Raw genomic sequence first — 21,023 nt, 5'->3', positions numbered from 1 at the left:
CGTGCTCAATCCGTGAGATAAGGCATGATGCGGCCTCACCGCTTCATGCCGAAGCCGGACCGCGATGGGGTGGAATGGCGCAGCCGACCTTCTTCAAAAAGCCGCCGGCCTCAGCGCTGGCTGACATTGCCGCGCTGACCAAGGCGCAACTCGTCGACCCTGCCAGGGGCGGTCACGTCATTACCGGTCTTGCTTCGCTCGACGAAGCCGGCCCGATGCATCTGGCGTTCTTCGATAACCTCAAATATGCCGACGAGCTCAAGGCGACCAAGGCCGGGGCTTGCCTGGTGAGTCCGCGCTTCGAGGCCCAGGTGCCCGCGCATGTGGCCGTGTTGCGGGTGGCGCAGCCGTTCCGCGCCTTTGTCGGGCTCGCCCGGGAATGGCACGGCGATGCGCTGCGCCCGCAGTCCTGGGTCGGCAATGACGGCATCGCCCCGTCGGCCATCATCGATCCCTCGGCCCGGCTGGAGGACGACGTCATCGTCGATCCCCTGACCGTCATCGGCCCTGACGTCGAGATCGGCAGCGGCACCGTGATCGGGGCCGGCGTGGTCATCGGTCCCGGCGTCAAGATTGGCCGCGACTGCAATGTCGGCGCCCGCACGGCCATCCAGTGCGCGCTGATCGGCAACAACGTGCTGATCCATCCCGGCTGCTCGATCGGCCAGGACGGCTATGGCTTCATCTTCTTCGGCCCCGAGGGCCATCTCAAGGTGCCCCAGACCGGCCGCGTGCTGATCCAGAACAATGTGGAAGTCGGCGCCGGAACGACCATCGATCGCGGCTCCCTGCGCGACACGGTGATCGGGGAGGGCACCAAAATCGACAACCAGGTCCAGATCGGCCACAATGTGACCATCGGTCGGAACTGCCTGCTGGCGGCCCAGATCGGGCTCGCGGGCAGCCTGACGATCGGCGACAACGTGGCGCTGGGAGCAAAGGTTGGCATCAACAATCACCTCAAGATCGGCGATGGGGCCCAGGTCACCGCGATGAGCGGCGTCAAGGACGACATCCCGCCGAACGGACGCTGGGGCGGCTTTTTCGCCAAGCCGACCAAGCAGTGGTTCAAGGAAATTATCGCGGTGGAGCGCCTGGTACGCGACAGCAGGGCCGATCCGAAGAACGAGGGACGGGAATGACGGAGGAATCACCGATCAAATTCGAGCTGGTGGATATCAACGCGATCCTCCGGACGCTGCCGCACCGTTTCCCGATGCTGCTGATCGACCGTGTGATCAATATCCGCGCCGATTACAGCGGCATCGGCATCAAGAACGTCACCTTCAACGAGCCGGCCTTCCAGGGGCATTTCCCGGAGCGCCCGGTCTATCCCGGCGTGATGATGATCGAAGCGATGGCGCAGACCGCGGGCGTGATCGGCATCACCTCGGTCGAGGGCACCGAGAAGCCGCGCGCGGTGTATTTCCTCACCATCGACAAGTGCAAGTTCCGCAAGCCGGTGCTGCCCGGCGATACCATCGAATATCACATGCGTTCGATCGGCCGCCGCAAGGCGATGTGGTGGTTTCACGGCGACGCCAAGGTCAACGGCCAGATCGTTGCGGAGGCCGATGTCGGCGCCATGCTGACGGACTGAGCGGCTCAAGCCAGCGGAAATGGATTGTGCGCCGCAGCCGTAACGGCCGCCGGCCGTCTCGCGCCTGATATTTCGGTTGAAGAACTGGCCCATCGACGGCACGCCGAGCAGGCTGTCGATCGTCTCGGCCGCGACTCCGCAATAGCGGTCATATTGGCCGTCGATCGCGACGATGAGGTCCTGCCGCGCGCGGTCGTAGCAGACCCGCTGAAGCACCGAGCTGCGAGTGATGTCGCGGCACTCGAACGTGCCGAGATCGACGAAGCGGCGTTCGCCGGTCTCGACCGTCTCGGAGACGATCGGGGCGGCCGCGAGCTGTGCAAGCAGAACTGCCAGGGCCCTGACCACGATGACTTCAAGCTCCACATGAAGGCGTTGACGAGCTAGAGCATGATCCGGAAAAGCGTGCAGCGGTTTTCAGAAAGGATCATGCTCGAACGATAGCCTGAAGCGCGATGACGATTCATCCCAATCTCATCGTGCTTTAGGACGGCCGGCTCATCCGGTGCCTGAAACAGGCCGAGATGATACGTCACTGGACAGATCGGGCATAGTCGCGCTAACCACCGGAAAACTGAGCGACTTCAACACATAATCAGACCTTCTTGATGAGTCAGATTGCTTGATGAGTAAGATTGATCCCACCGCACGGGTCGAGGACGGCGCCGTGATCGGCGAGGGTACCGAGATCGGACCCTTCTGCATCATCGGTCCGAATGCCGTGATCGGCGCGAACTGCAAGCTGATCGGACAAGTCACGGTCATCGGCCACACCTCGATCGGCGACGGCTGCGTGATCTCGCCCTTCGCTGTGCTGGGCGGGGCGCCCCAGGATCTCAGCTACAAGGGCGAGCCGACCAGGCTGGAGGTCGGTTCCGGCTGCACCATCCGCGAAGGCGCGACGATGAATGTCGGCACCATCAAGGGCGGCGAGCTGACGCGCGTCGGCAACGGCGGCTACTTCATGAACAACAGCCATGTCGGCCATGACTGCATGGTCGGCAACAACGTGATCTTCGCGACCTCGGCGACGCTCGGCGGCCACTGCGAGATCGGCGATTTCGTCTATATCGGCGGCTTGTCGGCGGTGCATCAGCTCACGCGCATCGGCCCGCAGGTGATGGTCGGCGGCCTCTCGGGCGTGCGCGACGACATCATTCCGTTCGGCCTCGCCAACGGCCAGTATGCGGCGCTGGAAGGCCTCAATCTCATCGGGATGAAGCGGCGGCAGTTCACCAAGCAGCGGCGCGCGACCGTGCAATCGTTCTACCAAAAACTCTTCCACGGCCCCGGCACGTTTGCCGAGCGGCTCGCGGCGGCCCAGCCGCTCGCGAGCGAAGACCCCGCGATTGCCGAGATCCTCGACTTCATCGGCAAGCGCAAGCATCGCCCGATCTGTCTTCCCGCCATCGAGAAGTGATTTCGGGATGGCCGCGGGCATGACATCGGCGGCTTCGGAGATTTCGTCACCGGTCGGCGTCGTCGCCGGCGGCGGTGCCATGCCGTTCGCGGTCGCCGATTCGCTTGCCGCGCGCGGCATCACGCCGGTGCTGTTCCCGCTGCGTGGCGCCTGCGATCCGACGCGGGTGGAGCAATTCCGCCATCGCTGGATCTCGGTCGGCCAGCTCGGCCGCGCGATGCGGCTGTTCCGCGAGGAGGGCTGCCGCGATCTGATCTTCATCGGCACATTGGTGCGGCCCGCGCTGTCCGAAATAAGGTTCGACGTCACGACACTGCGCCTGCTCGGCAACGTCATCCGCGCCTTCCGCGGCGGCGACGATCATCTGTTGTCCGGGGTCGGGCGCATTCTCGAGCAAGGCGGCTTTCGCATGGTCGGCATCAAGGATGTCGCGCCGGATCTGCTGATGCCCGAGGGCTGCATCAGCCGCGCCTGGCCGAACGACAACAGCAAGGCCGACATCGAGCGCGGCCGCGCGGTGCTGACCGCGCTCGGCCCGTTCGACATCGGCCAGGCCGCGGTCGTGATCGACGGCCATGTAGTGGCGATCGAGGATATCGAGGGCACCGACGCGCTGCTCTCGCGCGTGGCACGCCTGCGCGAGGAAGGTCGCATCCGCGCTGCGACAGGACGCGGGGTGCTGGTGAAGGTGCCGAAGAGCGGGCAGGATTTGCGCTTCGACCTGCCGACGATCGGCCCGCGTACCCTCGAGGGCGTCGCCCGCGCTGGACTGGCCGGCATCGCCGTCGTCGCCGGCAACACCATCGCCGCCGAGCCGCAGGCGATGATCTCGCTCGCCGACGCCAAATATCTCTTCGTCATCGGCCTGACGGCATGATGCAGAGCCGCGATCCCAAGCGGAAGATCTTCCTGATCGCGACGGAGGAATCCGGCGACCGGCTCGGCAGCGCCTTGATGAAAGTGTTGCGCCAGCGGCTCGGCGACGGCGTGCAGTTTGTGGGCGTCGGCGGCCGGACCATGGCGCGTGAGGGGCTCGAGACGCTGTTTCCGATCGAGGAGCTGTCGATCGTCGGCTTCGCCGGGGTCGTCCAGCAGTTGCCGAAGATTTTGCGGCTGATCCGCCAGACCGCGGATGCCGTGACTGCGGCCGCACCCGACGCGCTCGTCATCATCGACAGTCCCGATTTCACCCATCGCGTCGCCCGCCGCGTGCGCGCGAAGACGCCGGAGATCCCGATTGTCGACTACGTGGCGCCGCAGCTCTGGGCCTGGCGACCCGGGCGGGCGCGCACCATGCGCCGCTATGTCGATCACGTGCTCGGCCTGCTGCCGTTCGAGCCGGAGGAATACCGCAAGCTGGGCGGACCGCCCTGCAGCTATGTCGGCCATCCCCTGATCGAGCAATTGCCGTCGCTGCGGCCAAATGCGGAGGAGCAGCGGCGCCGCGATGCCGAGCCGCCGGTTCTGCTGGTGCTGCCCGGCAGCCGCCGCAGCGAGATCAGGCACCATCTCGACGTGTTTGGCGCGACGCTCGGACGGCTCCAGGCCGAAGGCCGCGCCTTCGAACTGAAGCTGCCGACCATGCCGCATCTCGAAGCCACCATCCGCGAAGGCATCGCGAGCTGGCCGGTCAAGCCGCAAATCGTGGTCGGCGAGACCGAGAGGCGTGCCGCATTCCGAACCGCGCGCGCGGCGCTGGCCAAATCCGGCACCGTGACGCTGGAGCTCGCGCTGTCCGGCATTCCGATGGTGACGGCCTATCGTGTCGGCGCGATCGAAGCCTTCATCCTGCGCCGCGCGATCCGCGTCTCCTCGGTGATCCTCGCCAATCTCGTGATCGGCGAGGATGTCGTTCCGGAGTTCTTGCAGGAGGACTGCGTACCGGAGAAGCTGGCGCCGGCACTGTCCGAACTGCTCACGGACACGCCGCTGCGCAAACGACAGGTCAACGCCTTCGCTCGGCTCGACACCATCATGTCCACCGGCAACAAGTCGCCGAGCGTGCTCGCCGCCGACATCGTGCTCGCGACGATGCGCAAGGGGCGGCGGAGCTAGGCGAGGCCGCCGTCGACCCGAAAACACTGGCTGGTGATACGCTGGCTCTCGTCCGATGCGAGAAACAGCGCCATGCTGGCGATGTCCTCGGGCGTCACCGCATCGGGAACCGCCTGGCGGGTGCGCAGCTCGGAGATCTTCTGCTCGTCCGGAAACCAGAGCCGGCGCTGGCGCTCGGTGATCACCATGCCGGGCGCGATCGCGTTGACGCGAATGCGGTCGGGGCCGACTGACCTGGCCAGCGAATTGGTGAAGCCGACGATCGCCGCCTTCGCCGCGGCATAGACCGGCAGCGCCGGCGCACCGCGGATCCACGCCACCGACGACATGTTGATGATCGAGCCGCCGCCGCGCGCCTGCATCTGCGGCACCACCGCCTGGGCCGCAAAGAAGACGTGCTTGAGATTGACGCCGATCGTCCAGTCGAATTCGGCCGGCGTCACCTCGGCCAGCACCTGACGCTGGTCGTTGGCGGCATTGTTGACGAGGACTGCTGCATCGCCGAGCGATCCGTGCACCCGCGCCATGGCCGCGCGCAAGGCGTCGATGTCGAGGAGGTCGCAGGGCACAAACAGGGGCGTTGAGCCGGATCTGGCCGCGACGTCCCGCACCAGCGCTTCGCCGGCGCTCGCCTCGATGTCGAGGAAGGCGACACGGGCGCCCTGGGTCGCGAAGGCGCGCACGAAGGCGGCACCGATGCCGCTGGCGCCACCTGTGATCAACACCACGCGGCCGGCAAGGCTGGGATAGATGGTCCGGGTCATGCGATCAGCCGCTCCGTCTCTGGGTCAAACAGGCAAATGCGCCGCGTGTCGAGCGCGAAGGTGGCGGTCGCGCCGGGCGCGGGACGGATATCCGGCGTGATGCGCGCCAGCGCAGTCTCGCCGCCGAGACGCAGCAGCACGATTGTCTCGGCGCCGGTCGGCTCGATCATCTCGACCGGCGCGTCGACGAGGACGGGTGCCTCGCCGGAAAAGACGCGGCTGGCCTCGGCGATGCATTCCGGCCTGATCCCGACGACCACCTCGCGGCCGACATAAGATGCTGCCGCGTCGTGTCCATGCAGGCGCAGACGAACCTCGTCCGGTCGCCCCGCGCCGATCACGGCCACAGGTCCGCCGCTATCGGCCTCGAGCCGCCCCGGCATGGTGTTCATCGGCGGCGAACCCATGAAGCGGGCGACGAACAGATTGGCCGGATAACGGTACACGGTGTCCGGATCGGCGAACTGCTGCACCACGCCCCGATGCATCACGGCGATGCGCGTTGCCATCGTCATCGCTTCGATCTGGTCGTGGGTGACATAGATGATGGTGGCGCCGATACGCTGGTGCAGGCGCTTGATCTCCATCCGCATCTCGACGCGCAGCTTCGCATCGAGGTTGGAGAGCGGCTCGTCGAACAGGAAGAGCAGGGGATCGCGCACCAGCGCCCGTCCCATCGCCACGCGCTGGCGCTGGCCGCCGGACAATTGCGACGGCTTGCGGCCGAGCAGGGGCTCGATCTGAAGGAGGCGAGCCACATTCGCCAGCGCCTTCTCCTGCTCGGCCTTCGGAACGTGACGGCATTCCATGCCGAAGGTGATGTTCTGGCGCACCGTCATCGACGGATAGAGCGCGTAGGATTGGAACACCATGGCGATGTCGCGATCCTTGGGCGGGACGTCGTTGACGACGCGTCCGCCGATCTCGATCGTTCCGTCACTCGGACGATCGAGCCCGGCGACGATGTTGAGCAGGGTGGACTTGCCACAGCCGGATGGCCCGACCAGCACGGTGAACTCGCCGCTCTCGATGTCGAGGTTGATGCCCTTCAGCACCTCCAGATTGGCGTAGCGCTTGGACAGGGTGCGAATGCTCAGTGCTGCCATGACGACCCCATCATTTCACTGCGCCGGCGGTCAGGCCGCGCACGAAGTACCGTCCGCCGAGGAGATAGATCAACAAAGTGGGTAGCGCCGCGATGATCACCGCGGCGCTCTGCACGCCATGCTGCGGAATGTCCGCAATTGCGGCAGAGAGCGCGATGAGCGCGGCCGTGACGGGCTGCTGCTGGCCGGTGGTGAATGTCACGCCATAGAGGAACTCGTTCCAGATATGCGTGAACTGCCAGATCACGGTGACGATCAGGATAGGAGCTGAGAGCGGCAGGATGATACGCCAGAAAATACGAAAGAACCCGGCGCCATCGATGCGTGCGGCCCTGATCAATTCATGGGGGATGGCGACATAGTAGTTTCGGCAGAACAGCGTGGTGAAGGAGAGCCCCTGGATCGTGTGGATCAGCACGAGGCCCGTCAGCGTGTTGATGAGACCGGTGTCCCGCAGCACGATGGTCCAGGGAAGCAGGCGCATCTGCTGGGGAAGGAAGAGGCCGAGGGTCACGATACCGTAGATCCAGCTATCGCCGCGAAAGCGCCAGAGCGACACGGCGTAACCGGCGACGGCGCCGAGCAAGGTCGAGAAAATTGTCGCCGGGATGGTGACGAGCGCGGAGTTCAGCATGTACGGCCGGATGCCGGCGCAGGTCTCGGCGACGCAGAAACCGCTCCAGGCCTTGGCGTAGTTGCTCCAGGCCAAATGTTGCGGCCAGCCGATCATCGAACCCTGCGCGATCTCCTCGTTGGTGCGGAGAGAGTTCAGGACAACAACAACGAGTGGCGCCAGATAGGCCGCAGCGAACAATGTCACGACGAGATAGATCAGAATTCGGCTCGGTGCGAAGCTGCAGTCACGCATGGGTGGCCTGCCTTCGCTGGACATAACGCCACGCCGCATAGGGTAGCAGCACCGCAAGCAGAATGAGCAGCATGAGCACCGCCGCCGCGGCGCCCCGGCCGAGCTGGCTGCGCTGGAACATGAGGTCGTAGACGACAAGGGCCGGCAGCTGGGTCGCGATTCCCGGCCCGCCATTGGTGAGCGCACGGACGAGGTCGAAGGCCGAGATCGCGAACTGCAACTGGACGACGACGACGGTGATGGTGATCGGCCAGAGCGTCGGCAGAATGACCCGCCAATAGGTTCGGATCGGTCCGGCGCCGTCGATCTGGGCGGCCTTGATGATGTCGGAATCGACGGAGCGAAGGCCGGCGAGGAAGAGCGCCATGGCGAAGCCCGACGATTGCCAGATCGCGGCAATCACGATTGTCCAGATCGCCATGTCGCGGTCGATCAGCCAGTCGAACCGGAAGGAGGTCCAGCCGAGGTCATGGACGAGCTTCTGGATCCCGATGCCGGGATTGAGTAGCCAGCTCCAGACCGTGCCGGTGACGACGAACGACACCGCAAGCGGATACAGGAAGATGGATCGCAGCACATTCTCGCCGCGAATGCGCTGATCGAGCAGGATCGCAAGCATAAGGCCGGTGATCAAGCTCAGCAGCACGAAAGCACTGCCGAACAGCAGCAGATTGTCGAAAGCGATCTGCCAGTTCCGGGACGCCAGGACGGAATTGTAGTTGCGCAAGCCGACCCACCCCGACACCGGAATAAGGGTGGATGGCGTGAACGAAATCCAGATCGTCCAGATCGAAAACGTAATGAGATGCGCTGCGGATAGAAGCAGCGGCACCCAGATCATCAGATATTCAGGCAGCCGGCGCACCGTTTCAGCGGTCGCCGACCGGCCCGGTCGCGTTGCTGTCGAGACGGCGTCGGTCAACGCGCGCCCTCGACGGCCTCGGCGAGGCGGGTAACGGCCTCCTCCGGCTTGATCGTCTTGTTCTTCGCGTACTCCGTGAACACGTCGATCATCGCAGCCGTCAGGCCGTTTTCCTGCGCCATGTTGTGCGCGAGGCTCAGCACGGCCTGATTGTTGGCGACGGCATTCTTCAATGCGGCCGCGGTCGTCCGTTGACCATCCGACCAGCCTTCACCGGTCAGATCGACGTCGGTGCGCACGGGGATCGATCCCGTGATCTGCGAGTACATGGTCTGGATCGCCGGATCCATGACGAGCTGGGCCATCAACATCTGGCCGGCCTGCAGATCGGCCTCCTTGCGCTGCCAGAAGATGAAGGCATCGGCATTCAACAGGAACACCGGCTTGCCATTATCGCTGGGGCCTGGCGCGATGATGAAGTCGTCGAGCTTGAAGCCGGCGTTCTTCAACACGCCCTGTGCCCATCCGCCCATGATGAGCATGCCCATGTCGCCGTCGATGAAGCGCTTCAAATTGACGGCATAAGGTTGGGCGCCGACATTGGGGTCCATCCACTCGGTGAGCTTGCGCATCTGTGCGAAGGCGGCTTTCATCTCGGGACCCTCTAGGGCCTTCTTGTCGAGATTCATGCAGGCGGCGCGGTATGCCGTCGGGCTGATGCCGGCGAGGGACGCCTCGAATTTTTGACCATCGTCGGCCCGGGTGCCGCCGTTAGCGAAGGGATAGGTCACGCCGGCCGCCTTCATCTTCTCGGCGAGCGCATTGAAATCCGCCCACGTGACAGGCGGCTTGTCGGCCTTTGCCTTGTCCAGCGCACGCTTGGAGAGGAACAGCATGTTGGTGCTGTAGATCTGCAGCGGCAGCGCGATCCACTTGCCGCCGGGCTTGTGCAATTTTGCGAGGTCCGGCGCGACGACCTTTTCGTAGCCGGCGGCGGCGACCACGGCGTCGAGGTCGACGGTCGGAGCGATCTTCGACCAGGCCGCAATCTCCGGGCCCTTGAGCTGCGAACAGGCCGGCGGATCGCCGGCGATGATCTGGGCGCGCAACTTGTTCATCATCTCGGTGGTGAAGCCGGGGACCGGCGAGTGCTGCCAGACGCCGCCTTTCTCCTCGAATTTCTTGCCGAGCGCGGTGATCGCCGCCCCATCGCTGCCTGCGGACCATTGCGAGATCGCGGTCAGGCGCGGCTTGGCCGCGCCTTGCGCGCGGGCGAATGCCGGTAGTGCGAGTGCGGCCGCGGATCCAGCGAGCAGACGGCGTCTTGTTGTCGTGATCGGCATGGCAGTTCCTCCCGGTGTGAACTTTCTTGGCGCGTTGAGCCACGCGGCTCAGGGCATGTCAGGCGGCCTCCGTCGAAGCCGCGGGCATCCCGCCGCGGCTGGCGAGACAAAAGGCGGCGAAGGCGAGAGCTGCTTGCGGATCGTTGCCGTTCGAGGGTGGCACGAAGGCGAGCGACACCTGCGCCAGTTTCCGCCCGCCGAGAAGGCAGGCGTCGATCCCATCGACCACCGCTTTCCGATCCTCTTCAGAGAGAAGCGACGGCCAGCCGCTGATCGCGACGCCGTTGCATGGCTTTACGTTGAGCGTGTTGCCGATCGAAAGGCCCAGCCGGAACAGGCGCTGGCGCAACTCTTGGCGCATTCGCGACGAGCGCGGGATCGTGCTCACCCACTCGCTGCCGAGCTGGAGCAGTTCGGCCTCAGTTGCGCCGAGGAGCTCGGCGAGGGCCGGAAGCGACGTGTAGGCCTCGACGCAGCCATGGTGACCGCAGCGGCAGCGCGGCCCGTCGGCGTTGAACACCATATGGCCGAGCTCAACCGGCTGCGGGGCATCGGCCTCAAGCGGATCGTCCATCCAGGCGCCGGCAACGCCCTGGCCGACGAAGACGAAGAGATGTGCGCCGCTGAAGGGATAGTCCTGCGTACGGCAGCGGTGAAACGTGGCGTGTGCGACCACCGAGTTGGTGAACTCGACCGGCACGCCGGCAAACATTCCGCCGAGCATGTCGCTGATGCGTTCGACGTCGCAGGGAATGATCGGATTGCCCGCGGCGCTCAGGCGGCCGAGGCCGGGAATGGTGATGCCGATCTGCGCGAGACTGATGCGGCGGCGGCGTGTCCAGTCGCGCAGTAAGGTGAGGGCTTCGCGGAACACCCTGCCGACGGTCTCGACGGTCGGCTTCTTCAGCAACGGAACACGCTCGGTGTAGTGCATTTCGCCCGACATGCCGCCAACGCCCACGCTGAGCCACTGGCCGGTCAGCTCGAGGGCCGCGAGCGCCACGGAGCCATCGAGCGACACGAGGCCCGTCGGACCGCCGACATAGGGGGCAGGGCGCCGCACTTCCTCGATCAGGCCTTCGGCTTTCAGGTCAAACAGGATGCGCGACAGGCTCGCCTCGGACAGGCGCACGGCCTTGGCCAGCGGCGGCCGGAACGAGCCGCCGGACTGGAGCAAGTGAGTCAAAATGGCAGCACGCGTCTGCCGCCGACTTCTCGGCTGCTCCGGCATTTCCATCCCTGTCGTCATTCTTACTTAGTGTAAGAATTTGCGCGCGGAGCGTTTCGACTGTCAAGCGATTGCGGACGCGATGAGTCGACTTGTTGTTGTGCGTGGCAGCAAGATGAGGCGAGGAACCGATCAGGCTTTTGGTGCCGTGCCTTCGGCCCACTCCGGTAATTCGGCCTTCGGGTCATACCAGTTGGCGGAATCCGATCGCCAGATGTGCATTTCGGGCCGTTCTGCGATCGGTGTGTCGAGGCAGCCCATCCGCAGCAGGACCCTGTCCTTGCCCTCGCGCGAAGCGACGATGTGCGAGCCGCATTGCGAGCAGAAATAGCGGGTTTTGCCGGGCGAGGATTCGAAGCCGCGCAGCAAGTCTTCGCCCTTGATCCAGCGGAAGCGGTCGCGCGGCACGTTGGTGACGGTGGAGAAGGCCGATCCGTGCGTCTTGCGCAGGTCTGGCAATGGCAGTGCATGATGGTGCCCGGGGGCGCGTCGACTTCGTAGGCAACTCCTCCGCAGAGGCAACTTCCGTTCAGCATCGGGTTCTCCGTATCGGTAGGGTGGGCAAAGCGCAGCGTGCCCACCGTTTTTGTCTCGCTCGCGGAGAGGTGGTGGGCACGCTTCGCTTTGCCCACCCTACGGGCCCCAAAAACAAAAACGGCGCCATCGCAGGATGGCGCCGTTTCCAAAAGCCCTAAGGCCGATCTTACTTCCGGTCCTTGATCGCGACGTAGTCGCGGCGGGTGACGCCGGTGTAGAGCTGGCGCGGACGGCCGATCTTCTGCTGCGGGTCCTCAATCATCTCGCTCCACTGGCTGATCCAGCCGACGGTGCGGGCGACCGCGAACAGCACGGTAAACATCGAGACCGGGAAGCCCATCGCCTTCAGCGTGATGCCCGAATAGAAGTCGACGTTCGGGTAGAGCTTGCGGTCGATGAAGTACTGGTCGCTGAGCGCGATCTTCTCGAGCTCGAGCGCCACCTTCAGCATCGGATCGTCGCCATGGCCGGTCTCCTTGAGAACGGCATGACACATCTTCTGCATGATCTTGGCGCGCGGATCGTAGTTCTTGTAGACGCGGTGGCCGAAGCCCATCAGGCGGACTTCGCTGTTCTTGTCCTTCACCTTGGCGATGAATTCCGGAATCTTGTCGACCGAGCCGATCTCGGCGAGCATCGCGAGCGCGGCTTCGTTGGCGCCGCCATGCGCCGGGCCCCAAAGGCAGGCGATGCCGGCGGCGATGCAGGCGAACGGGTTGGCGCCGGAGGAGCCGGCGATGCGCACCGTCGAGGTCGAGGCGTTCTGCTCGTGGTCGGCGTGCAGGATGAAGATCTTGTCCAGCGCGTCAGCGAGCACCGGATTGATCTTGTACTCCTCGCACGGCACGGCGAAGCACATGTGCAGGAAGTTCTCGGCGAACTTCAGCGAGTTCTTCGGATACACGAAGGGCTGGCCGATCGTGTACTTGTAGGCCATGGCCGCCAGCGTCGGGATCTTGGCGATCATGCGCATCGACGCGATCATGCGCTGCTTCGGATCGTTGATGTCGGTGGAGTCGTGGTAGAAAGCGGCGAGCGCGCCGACGGAGGCCACCATCACCGCCATCGGATGGGCGTCGCGGCGGAAGCCCTGGAAGAAGCGGGCCATCTGCTCGTGCACCATCGTGTGATGGATCACGCGGTCGTCGAAATCCTTCTTCTGCGCGGCGGTCGGCAGGTTCCCGTAGAGCAGGAGGTAGCAGGTCTCGAGGAAGTCGCCGTTCTCGGCGAGCTGCTCGATCGGATAGCCGCGGTATTCCAGCACGCCGGCGTCACCGTCGATATAGGTGATCTTGGACTCGCAGCTTGCGGTCGAGGTGAAGCCGGGATCGTAGGTGAACAGCCCGGACTGGGCGTAGAGCTTGCCGATATCGACGACATCAGGCCCGACGCTGCCGCTGTGGATCGGGAGATCGTAGTTCTTGTTTCCGACCGTCAGCGTGGCGGTCTTATTGCTTGCTTTTGCGTCCATCAGAGGTCCCCGATGTGTGGTGAAACGGGCCGGACCCGGAAGGCCCCGATGACTTGGTGGGGCAGGCCGGATATTCCAGAAGGTACGGGTGAGATGGGTATATTATTGCTGTGTGCGCTGCAAGATCGCCGCACGCATGGTCGACTTACGTCGTAGCCTGGTCCTTGGCCTAGTCCTTGGACTGGTCCTTAAGCCGGCCCAGGCTTTCCTGGCGTCCCAGCACGTCCAAAACCTCAAATATACCAGGCGATGTCGACCGTCCCGTCAGCGCAGCCCGCAGCGGCTGGGCGACGGCGCCGAGCTTGAGACTATTTTCCTCGGCAAAGGCGCGCAGCGCGGCCTCCGCATTCGCCGCACTCCACGTCTCGACTTTCTCCAGCGCGGAATGAAGCTGGCCGATCAGCTTGCGGTTCTCGGGCGTCAGCAGCGCTGCCGCCTTGGGATCGAGCTCCAGCGGCCGGTCGGCGAAGATGAAACAGGCGCTGTCGATCAACTCGATCAGCGTCTTGGCGCGCTCCTTCAGGGCCGGCATGGCCTTGAGAAGCTGCGCCCGCGTCGTGTCGTTTAACTTGGCCTTAAGCTCGTTGCGGCTGGGCACGACGTGGTCGAGCACGTCCTCGAACATCTTCACGAGTGATTGATCGTCGGCGTGGCGGATGTAGTGGCCGTTGAGGTTTTCGAGCTTGGCGAAATCGAAGCGGGCGGCGGCGCGGCCGACGCTGGCGAGGTCGAACGCGGCGATCATCTCCTCGGTCGAAAAGATCTCCTGATCGCCATGGCTCCAGCCGAGACGGACGAGGTAATTGCGGAGCGCCGCCGGGAGGTATCCCATGGCGCGGTAGGCATCGACGCCCAGCGCGCCATGGCGCTTGGAGAGCTTCGAGCCGTCCGGGCCATGGATCAGGGGGATGTGGGACATGCTCGGCAGCGCCCAGCCCATGGCGTCGTAGATCTGCTTCTGGCGGGCGGCGTTGATCAGATGGTCGTCGCCGCGGATGACATGGGTGACGCCCATGTCGTGGTCGTCGACCACCACAGCGAGCATGTAGGTCGGATTGCCATCGCCGCGCAGCAGGACGAGATCGTCGAGGTTCTCGTTCTGCCAGACTACACGGCCCTGGACCTGGTCCTCGATCACGGTCTCGCCGGTCTGCGGCGCGCGAAGGCGGATGGTGGGCTTGACGTCGGAAGGCGCCGTTGCCGGGTCACGGTCGCGCCATAGGCCGTCATAGAGGCGGGTGCGGCCCTCGCTGCGCGCCTTCTCGCGCATGGCGGTGAGCTCCTCTGCGGTCGCGTAGCAGCGATAGGCCTTGCCGTCGGCGAGCAGCTGCTCGGCGACCTCGCGGTGGCGGGCGGCGCGGCTGAACTGGTAGATGACGTCGCCATCCCAGCCGAGCTCCAGCCATTTGAGGCCGTCGAGGATGGCGCCGATCGCAGCCTCCGTGGAGCGCTCCCGGTCGGTGTCCTCGATCCGGAGCAGCATCTTGCCGCCGTGCTTTTTCGCATAGAGCCAGTTGAACAGCGCCGTGCGGGCGCCCCCGATATGGAGGAAGCCGGTCGGCGAGGGAGCAAAGCGGGTGACGACGGAATCGGTCATTCTTGGCAGGGCCTATGCATTGGAGGCGGTGGTATATAACAGGACCGGAGCATAACTAAAGCCCGGCAGTGGACCGCTAAGCTCTTGGCTCAGCCAAGCGAATTTGGCAGAAGGGCCGCTGATTTCCCTACAGGATTTTCGTAATGACAGAACCGGTGGCGAACGAGGTTGGGCGCGATTTCATTCGTGACATCATCCAGGCCGACCTCGATCAGGGCAAATACCAGGAGATCGTGACCCGGTTCCCGCCGGAGCCGAACGGCTACCTGCATATCGGGCACGCCAAGTCGATCGCGCTCAATTTCGGCATCGCCCAGGAGTTTCCGGGCCGCTGCCATCTGCGCTTCGACGACACCAACCCGGTCAAGGAAGAGCAGGAATACATCGATTCCATCCAAGCCGACGTGCACTGGCTCGGCTTCGACTGGGGCAAGAACCTGTTCTTCGCCTCGGACTATTTCGACCGCCTGTACGAATGGGCGGAGAAGCTGATCCGCGACGGGCTCGCCTATGTCGACGACCAGACCCAGGAGGAGATTCGCCTCGCGCGCGGCACGCTGACCGAGCCCGGCAAGAACTCGCCGTTCCGCGACCGCAGCGTGGACGAGAATCTCGACCTGTTCCGCCGCATGAAGGCCGGTGAATTCCCGAACGGCGCGCGCGTGCTGCGGGCCAAGATCGACATGTCCGCGGGCAACATCAACCTGCGCGACCCCGTGCTGTACCGCATCCTGCATGCGCACCATCCGCGCACCGGCACCAAGTGGTCGATTTATCCGAGCTACGATTATGCGCACGGCCAGTCGGATGCGATCGAGGGCATCACGCACTCGATCTGCACGCTGGAGTTCGAGGACCATCGGCCGCTCTACGACTGGTTCATCGAAAAGCTGCCGGTGCCGTCCAAGCCGCACCAGTACGAAATGGCGCGGCTCAACCTGACCTACACGCTGCTGTCCAAGCGCGTGCTGACCCAGCTCGTCCGCGACGGTCATGTCGCCGGATGGGACGATCCGCGCATGCCGACTGTAGCGGGGATGCGCCGCCGCGGCGTGCCGCCCGCAGCCTTGCGCGAATTCGTCAAGCGCATCGGCGTTGCCAAGGCCAACAGCGTCGTCGATGTCGGCATGCTGGAGTTCTGCATCCGCGAGGAGCTGAACCGCACGTCGCAGCGGCGCATGGGCGTGCTGCGGCCGCTCAAGGTGGTCATCGAGAACTATCCGGAAGGGCAGACCGAAGAGCTCGAGGCGATCAACCATCCGGACGATCCCTCGGCCGGCACGCGCAAGATCACGTTCGGCCGCGAGCTCTATATCGAGCAGGACGACTTCATGGAGAACCCGCCGAAGAAGTTCTTCCGCCTGTCGCCGGGCAACGAGGTGCGGCTGCGCTACGCCTATTTCGTCAAGTGCACCGGTGTGATCAAGAACGCAGCGGGCGAAGTGGTGGAGCTGCGCTGCACCTACGATCCCGCGACCAAGGGCGGCAACGCGCCCGACGGCCGCAAGGTCAAGGCGACCATGCACTGGCTGCCGGCGGCGACGTCGGTGCCGGCGGAGATCCGCATCTACAACCAGTTGTTCTCCAATCCGAGCCCGGACGCCTCGAACTTCGCGGCCGATCTCAATCCGCAGTCGCTGGAGATCCTCTCCAACGCGCGGATCGAGGCATCGGTTGCGGAAAGCAATTCGACCGAGCCGATGCAGTTCGAGCGTCAGGGCTATTTCGTGCGCGACAAGGACTCGACGCCGGGCAAGCCGGTGTTTTCGCGGACGATAGGCCTGCGCGATACGTTCGCGAAGGAAGTCGCCAAGGGCTGAGGGGATTGGGCCTATGAGCAGTGAAGCCGACGCGATCGTTTCCGCCATCATCGCGAAATGGTGCGCCGGCTTCGCGACGCTCGATGCGGCTGCGCTGTCGTCGCTCTATGCGAAGAACGCGTTCTTCTTCGGCTCGAATCCAAGACTCTATCGGGGCAGGGACGGCGTCGCCGACTACTTCAACGGCCTGCCGCGCTGGCGCCAGCCGAGCGCGGCCTTTTCCGACGTGCAAGCCGCGCAGGCCGGTTCGGACCTGATCAACATGGCCGCGATCGTGTCGTTTGACCTCGCCGGCGAGAGGGCGGAGTTCTCGGTCAAGATGAGCTGGGTCATCCTCCGCGAGGACGGCGACTGGAAGATCGTCAATCACCATGCCTCGTCGCGCGCGCCGTTGATCTAGCTGTCGCGCTACTCCGCCTCTCTCGTCATTCCGGGATGGCCCGAAGGGCCAGGCACGGAATCCATAACCCAGACTTGTGGTTATGGATTCCGGGCTCGCGCCAAGTGGCGCGCCCCGGAATTGCGATAGCAACGAACGCTGCCCCCGCGCGTTGGGGTGGGTCCAACAAGGAACCCACCATGCAGAACATCGCAGAGCATATGGAAGTCATCGGCGCCGATGGCGTCCACATCGGCACGGTCGACAAGGTCGAGGGCCATCGCATCAAGCTGACCAAGAAGGACAGCGGCGAGGGCAGCCACAAGGGCCACCATCACTTCATCGACAAGGGCCTCGTCGCCGGTGTCGAGGGCAACAAGGTTCGGCTCTCGGCCAAGGCGGACGTCGCCGTGACGATGGAAGAGGAAAAGTAGGGGGACCTTCGCTCCGTTCCTGATCCGTACCGCTATTCGCGCAGCCGCACGTTCCGGTAGCCTCCTGGCCTGTCGCGTATCGTAAGGTGCAGGGAATGGCGGAGCCGGGCCGGCCAGTTCGGTCCCAGGGGATTGCGGGGACTTGGATCGCGGGGACTTGGCCCGTCGGCCGAGCTGCCTCCGCGGGCGGCCTCGCGCCGGCAGGGTTCGACCTCTGGACGTCGCTGGCCGAGACCCTGCGCGAATGGGCGCGCGCCGAGGCCGGCGCCGGGCGATTGTTGCCGTGGGTGCCGGTCGCGTTCGGCGGCGGCATCGCGCTCTACTTTGCCGCCGATCATGAACCGGTGCTGTGGGTCGTTGCCGCAACGGCCATCGCGCTCACGCTTGGCGCCGTGCTGTTGCGGCGGAGCCGGTTGTTTGCGCCGGCGATCATGATCGCGGCGGTCGCGGCCGGTTTTGCCACGGCGACCTGGAAGACGGCGCGGATCGCGCACACGGTGCTGGCAAAGCCGCTCTATTCCGTCTCGCTGTCGGGCTTCGTCGAGACCCGCGACATCCGCGAGCGCACCGACCGCTTCGTGCTGCGCGTCACCGCGATGGAGGCGCAGCGCAGCGACGTCAAGCTCGAGCGCGTGCGCCTCTCCGTGCGCAAGGGGACTGCGCCCGAGGTCGGCAGCTTCGTGCAGTTGAAGGCGCGGCTGTTGCCGCCGTTGTCGCCGGTGCGCCCCGGCAGCTATGACTTTTCGCGCGACATGTTCTTCCAGGGCATCGGCGCCTCCGGCTTCGTGATGGGCACGATTGCGGCATCGGCGCCGCCGGATGCCGGCGGCTTGCGGCTGCGTTATGCCGCCTTCATGCAGGGTCTGCGCGATGCGATCGACGCGCGCATCCGCGCCACGCTCGAGGGCGACAATCGGGCGATCGCGACCGCGCTGCTCACGGGCCGGCGCGATGCGATTACCACGCCCGTCAACGACGCCATGTTCATCTCGGGGCTCGGACATGTGCTCTCGATTTCCGGCTATCACATGGCGGTCGTCGCCGGCGTGGTCTTCTTCGCGGTGCGCGCGCTGCTGGCGTTGATCCCTGGAATGGCGGCCGGCTTTGCCATCAAGAAATGGTCGGCGGCCGCCGCGCTGGTCGCAGCCGCGTTCTATCTGCTGCTGTCGGGTGCGGAGGTCGCGACGCAAAGATCGTTCTTCATGACCGCGGTGGTGTTGATCGCGGTCATGGTCGATCGCCGTGCCATCACCTTCCGCACGCTGGCGGTGGCCGCGCTGATCGTGCTCGCGGTCGCACCGGAGGCACTTGTGCATCCGAGTTTTCAAATGTCCTTCGCCGCGACGCTCGGACTGGTGGCACTGGTGCAGATCGGCATGCCAAACCTGTTTGCGTCGCCCGATCATTCCGCGACCGCGCGGATTGCAATGTGGGGCGGACGCGAGATCGCGATGCTGTTCCTGGCCTCGCTGATCGCGGGGCTCGCGACCACGCCCTATGCCGCCTTCCATTTTCACCGCGTCACCCCGTTCGGCGTGCTCGCCAACCTCGGGGCGATGCCGGTGGTCTCGGCCCTGGTGATGCCCGCGGGCCTGTTGGGTTTGATTGCAGCGCCGTTCGGACTTGATGGTCCGTTCTGGTGGCTGATGGGGATCGGCATCGACTGGATGGTTGCGGTGTCGCGCTGGGTGGCCGCTTTGCCGGGCGCGGTCGGCCGCATCTCGGCTTTCGGCATCGCACCGCTGATCGTTGCAAGCTTGGGAATCATCGTGATGGGCTTGTTGCGCACGCCGTTGCGCTGGGCCGGCGCGGTGGTGCTGTTGGCCGCGATCCTCTGGGGACTGTGCGCGCGGCAGCCCGATGTCCTGATCGCCGGTGACGGCCAGAGCGTCGCTGTGCGGGGCAGGGATGGGCACCTGCATCTCATCAGGTCGAGCAAGGACAGTTTTCTTCTGAAGGAATGGCTCGCCGCCGACGCCGATCCGCGCGATGCCGGCAGTGCCTCACTGGCCGCCGGGGTGTCGTGCGACGAGGCCGGCTGCGTGACGCCGCTCGCCGACGGGCGCCTGGTCGCGCTGGCCTTGCGCATCGATTCACTGGCTGACGATTGCAGCCGGGCCGCGCTGGTGGTGACGGCGCGGCCGGCGCCGCCGGATTGCGCAGCGATGGTTGTCGACCGTCAGCGTCTCGCAAGGCAGGGCGCGCTGGCGCTGACGCGAAGCGGCGACGGCTTCGCGGTTCAGGCGGCGAAGGCAAGGGGGGCAGACCGTCCGTGGTCGCCGGCGGCCGCCGGCGAGGCGGATTTCGGCGCGAGCCTTGCGCCGCAGGCGGCGGCTCCCCGCAACCGCGACGCGACGCCATCGGAAGCCGACCTGCAGGCCGAGGATTGAGCGGACGGGTTACAGATACCAGGCCAGCACGGCGTCGAGCCTGGCGTTGCCGATCACCGGCAGGACGACCATCTGGCTCAGTCCAGAGGCGCAGGCCTGCAAGGCCGCGACCGAGCCGTCACGCGCGAGATCGTCGTTGAGCGCGGGCATGCCGGTGGCCCAGGCCCCGCCGATGCTGCCTTCGCCTTTGGCGATGGATTTCGCCGCATAAAGCGCGGCGAGGTCGGTCTGCCCGCTGCAATCGCCGGCGCGGAAGACCAGCGCCGAACGGGCCTCGTCCGGGACCCAGATCTCGAAGCGTCGCGCGATTGGCGTCGCCTGCGCGGAGAGGAATGTCAGCACCCAGGTCTGATCGGTGCCGGTCCGGTAGGGAACGCCGACGCCGAGATTGATTCCGACCTTGGCGGCGTCCTCCCAGCGCAGAAAACTCCTGGCATCGTGCAGATCCTTGATGATCAGCGGCAGGCCGGCTTTCCAGATGCGGCCGGGCAGGCCGAAGCCGCGCGGAAATCTGGTATGGCGGGAGTTGAATTCGAACATGTCGGCGGTGCCGTAATAGCCGTCGACGAGCGCCATCTCGTGGGAGGTTTCGGCATCGTTGTGCCAGAGCTCGATCGCGCCGACATGGGCCTCATCGTCGCCGCAGAACAGCACCATGACGGCTTGCAGGAATTCGCCTGAAAACACCGGCACCGCAACGCCGCAGGTCAGCCCGGCGGCGATGGCCTGATCGGTCCGCCTGAAATAGGAATCGGTGAATCTGGTGAGGATCACGGGGTGGCCGCTGGTCCAGGCCTTGCCGGGAAGCCCCTCGTCATATCCGAAATGCAGACCCTCGCTCACGTCCCTAAACGCGGACAACCCTTCGCCGTAGAGGCCGCCGCCGAATTCCAGCCGCATGCGCGTGCGGTCAGGCACCCAGAGTTCAACGACGCGAATGAAGGTCTTCATCGAACGTGCCCGCCGTCTCAAGCCGCACCAAGCATCGGCCATTTGGCTGCGGAACGGACGTTCAAAATTCAGGCAGGACAGCGCAAACTTCGTGCGGTGGAGACGCCACGGCTTGGTCCGCCCGATGGAGTTTCGCGGGACACAAACGACACCATCTCGCCGGCCTCGGCCGGCGATGGCGATTTCAATCCTGGCCCG

Annotated in this window: 18 protein-coding genes and 2 pseudogenes; 9 read left to right on the top strand and 11 right to left on the bottom strand. The window is 65.1% G+C overall.

What is annotated here, in order from left to right:
- The first annotated feature begins 74 nt into the window (after window positions 1–74).
- Both lpxD and fabZ read left to right on the top strand, forming a co-directional pair.
- On the top strand, window positions 75–1,142 hold the full coding sequence (gene lpxD, locus AB7245_RS24905; protein WP_085404573.1) for a UDP-3-O-(3-hydroxymyristoyl)glucosamine N-acyltransferase: 1,068 nt from the start codon (window positions 75–77) through the stop codon (window positions 1,140–1,142).
- Entirely contained in the window at window positions 1,139–1,600 is a 462-nt protein-coding gene (gene fabZ / locus AB7245_RS24900; RefSeq protein ID WP_028151691.1) for a 3-hydroxyacyl-ACP dehydratase FabZ, read from the top strand. The genes lpxD and fabZ overlap by 4 nt, the downstream gene beginning before the upstream one ends.
- 24 nt (window positions 1,601–1,624) lie before the next feature.
- On the opposite strand, the pseudogene AB7245_RS24895 reads toward fabZ, so the two are convergent.
- A pseudogene (locus tag AB7245_RS24895) lies at window positions 1,625–1,948 on the bottom strand (KTSC domain-containing protein); the annotation flags it as partial.
- Window positions 1,949–2,225: 277 nt separating this feature from the next.
- On the opposite strand from AB7245_RS24895, the gene lpxA reads away from it, so the two are divergent.
- Genes lpxA through lpxB form a run of 3 tightly spaced genes read left to right on the top strand, consistent with a single transcriptional unit; the run spans window position 2,226 to window position 5,075 of the window.
- The gene (gene lpxA, locus AB7245_RS24890) at window positions 2,226–3,020 is read left to right on the top strand and encodes an acyl-ACP--UDP-N-acetylglucosamine O-acyltransferase (RefSeq protein WP_439035050.1); all 795 of its coding nucleotides are present in this window, start codon (window positions 2,226–2,228) and stop codon (window positions 3,018–3,020) included.
- Between the two features lie 19 nt (window positions 3,021–3,039).
- Entirely contained in the window at window positions 3,040–3,897 is an 858-nt protein-coding gene (locus AB7245_RS24885) for an LpxI family protein (protein WP_085404739.1), read from the top strand.
- Window positions 3,894–5,075, top strand: a complete 1,182-nt coding sequence (gene lpxB / locus AB7245_RS24880) for a lipid-A-disaccharide synthase (protein WP_085404575.1) — start codon at window positions 3,894–3,896, stop codon at window positions 5,073–5,075. Before AB7245_RS24885 ends, lpxB begins: the two co-directional genes overlap by 4 nt.
- Here lpxB and AB7245_RS24875 read toward each other — a convergent pair.
- The 9 genes and pseudogenes from AB7245_RS24875 to gltX all read right to left on the bottom strand — a co-directional run bounded on the left by AB7245_RS24875 (window position 5,072) and on the right by gltX (window position 14,851).
- On the bottom strand, window positions 5,072–5,839 hold the full coding sequence (locus AB7245_RS24875; RefSeq protein WP_085404576.1) for an SDR family NAD(P)-dependent oxidoreductase: 768 nt from the start codon (window positions 5,837–5,839) through the stop codon (window positions 5,072–5,074). The two genes, lpxB and AB7245_RS24875, sit on opposite strands and share 4 nt — an antisense overlap.
- Window positions 5,836–6,945: an ABC transporter ATP-binding protein gene (locus AB7245_RS24870; RefSeq protein ID WP_085404577.1), complete on the bottom strand. Its 1,110-nt coding sequence runs from the start codon at window positions 6,943–6,945 to the stop codon at window positions 5,836–5,838. Before AB7245_RS24870 ends, AB7245_RS24875 begins: the two co-directional genes overlap by 4 nt.
- 10 nt (window positions 6,946–6,955) lie before the next feature.
- A complete protein-coding gene (locus AB7245_RS24865; protein WP_085404740.1) occupies window positions 6,956–7,813 on the bottom strand; it encodes a carbohydrate ABC transporter permease in 858 nt (285 codons plus the stop codon).
- Window positions 7,806–8,735, bottom strand: coding sequence for a carbohydrate ABC transporter permease (locus tag AB7245_RS24860; protein WP_085404578.1), 930 nt, complete (start codon window positions 8,733–8,735; stop codon window positions 7,806–7,808). Before AB7245_RS24860 ends, AB7245_RS24865 begins: the two co-directional genes overlap by 8 nt.
- The gene (locus AB7245_RS24855) at window positions 8,732–10,018 is read right to left on the bottom strand and encodes an ABC transporter substrate-binding protein (protein WP_085404579.1); all 1,287 of its coding nucleotides are present in this window, start codon (window positions 10,016–10,018) and stop codon (window positions 8,732–8,734) included. The genes AB7245_RS24860 and AB7245_RS24855 overlap by 4 nt, the downstream gene beginning before the upstream one ends.
- Before the next feature lie 58 nt (window positions 10,019–10,076).
- The gene (locus AB7245_RS24850; protein ID WP_201266260.1) at window positions 10,077–11,255 is read right to left on the bottom strand and encodes an ROK family transcriptional regulator; all 1,179 of its coding nucleotides are present in this window, start codon (window positions 11,253–11,255) and stop codon (window positions 10,077–10,079) included.
- Between the two features lie 123 nt (window positions 11,256–11,378).
- A pseudogene (locus AB7245_RS24845) lies at window positions 11,379–11,782 on the bottom strand (GFA family protein).
- 167 nt (window positions 11,783–11,949) lie between these two features.
- A complete protein-coding gene (gene gltA / locus AB7245_RS24840) occupies window positions 11,950–13,254 on the bottom strand; it encodes a citrate synthase (protein ID WP_071913479.1) in 1,305 nt (434 codons plus the stop codon).
- A gap of 169 nt (window positions 13,255–13,423) precedes the next feature.
- Window positions 13,424–14,851 carry a glutamate--tRNA ligase gene (gene gltX / locus AB7245_RS24835; protein WP_085404580.1) on the bottom strand — a complete coding sequence of 476 codons (1,428 nt, stop codon included), beginning with the start codon at window positions 14,849–14,851 and terminating at the stop codon, window positions 13,424–13,426.
- Between the two features lie 143 nt (window positions 14,852–14,994).
- On the opposite strand from gltX, the gene AB7245_RS24830 reads away from it, so the two are divergent.
- The 4 genes from AB7245_RS24830 (at window position 14,995) to AB7245_RS24815 (ending at window position 19,874) form a co-directional block, all read left to right on the top strand.
- Complete coding sequence (locus AB7245_RS24830; protein ID WP_085404581.1) at window positions 14,995–16,671, top strand: glutamine--tRNA ligase/YqeY domain fusion protein; 1,677 nt, start codon at window positions 14,995–14,997, stop codon at window positions 16,669–16,671.
- A 13-nt stretch (window positions 16,672–16,684) separates the two neighbouring features.
- Window positions 16,685–17,071 (top strand): YybH family protein, encoded by a 387-nt coding sequence (locus AB7245_RS24825; protein WP_085404582.1) that lies wholly within the window; start codon window positions 16,685–16,687, stop codon window positions 17,069–17,071.
- 179 nt (window positions 17,072–17,250) lie between these two features.
- Window positions 17,251–17,484, top strand: a complete 234-nt coding sequence (locus AB7245_RS24820) for a DUF2171 domain-containing protein (RefSeq protein ID WP_028149639.1) — start codon at window positions 17,251–17,253, stop codon at window positions 17,482–17,484.
- Window positions 17,485–17,579: 95 nt separating this feature from the next.
- Entirely contained in the window at window positions 17,580–19,874 is a 2,295-nt protein-coding gene (locus AB7245_RS24815; protein WP_354116180.1) for a ComEC/Rec2 family competence protein, read from the top strand.
- Between the two features lie 9 nt (window positions 19,875–19,883).
- Here the strand turns inward: AB7245_RS24815 and AB7245_RS24810 are convergent, their stop codons facing one another.
- Window positions 19,884–20,825, bottom strand: coding sequence for a GAF domain-containing protein (locus tag AB7245_RS24810; RefSeq protein WP_085404584.1), 942 nt, complete (start codon window positions 20,823–20,825; stop codon window positions 19,884–19,886).
- Window positions 20,826–21,023 lie beyond the last annotated feature (198 nt).

It is taken from the genome of Bradyrhizobium sp. 604_D8_N2_3 (genome assembly GCF_051810765.1).
Classification (GTDB): domain Bacteria; phylum Pseudomonadota; class Alphaproteobacteria; order Rhizobiales; family Xanthobacteraceae; genus Bradyrhizobium; species Bradyrhizobium barranii.
The sequence above is the reverse complement of the archived record's forward strand: the minus strand, read 5'-3'. Positions and strand labels throughout refer to the sequence as shown.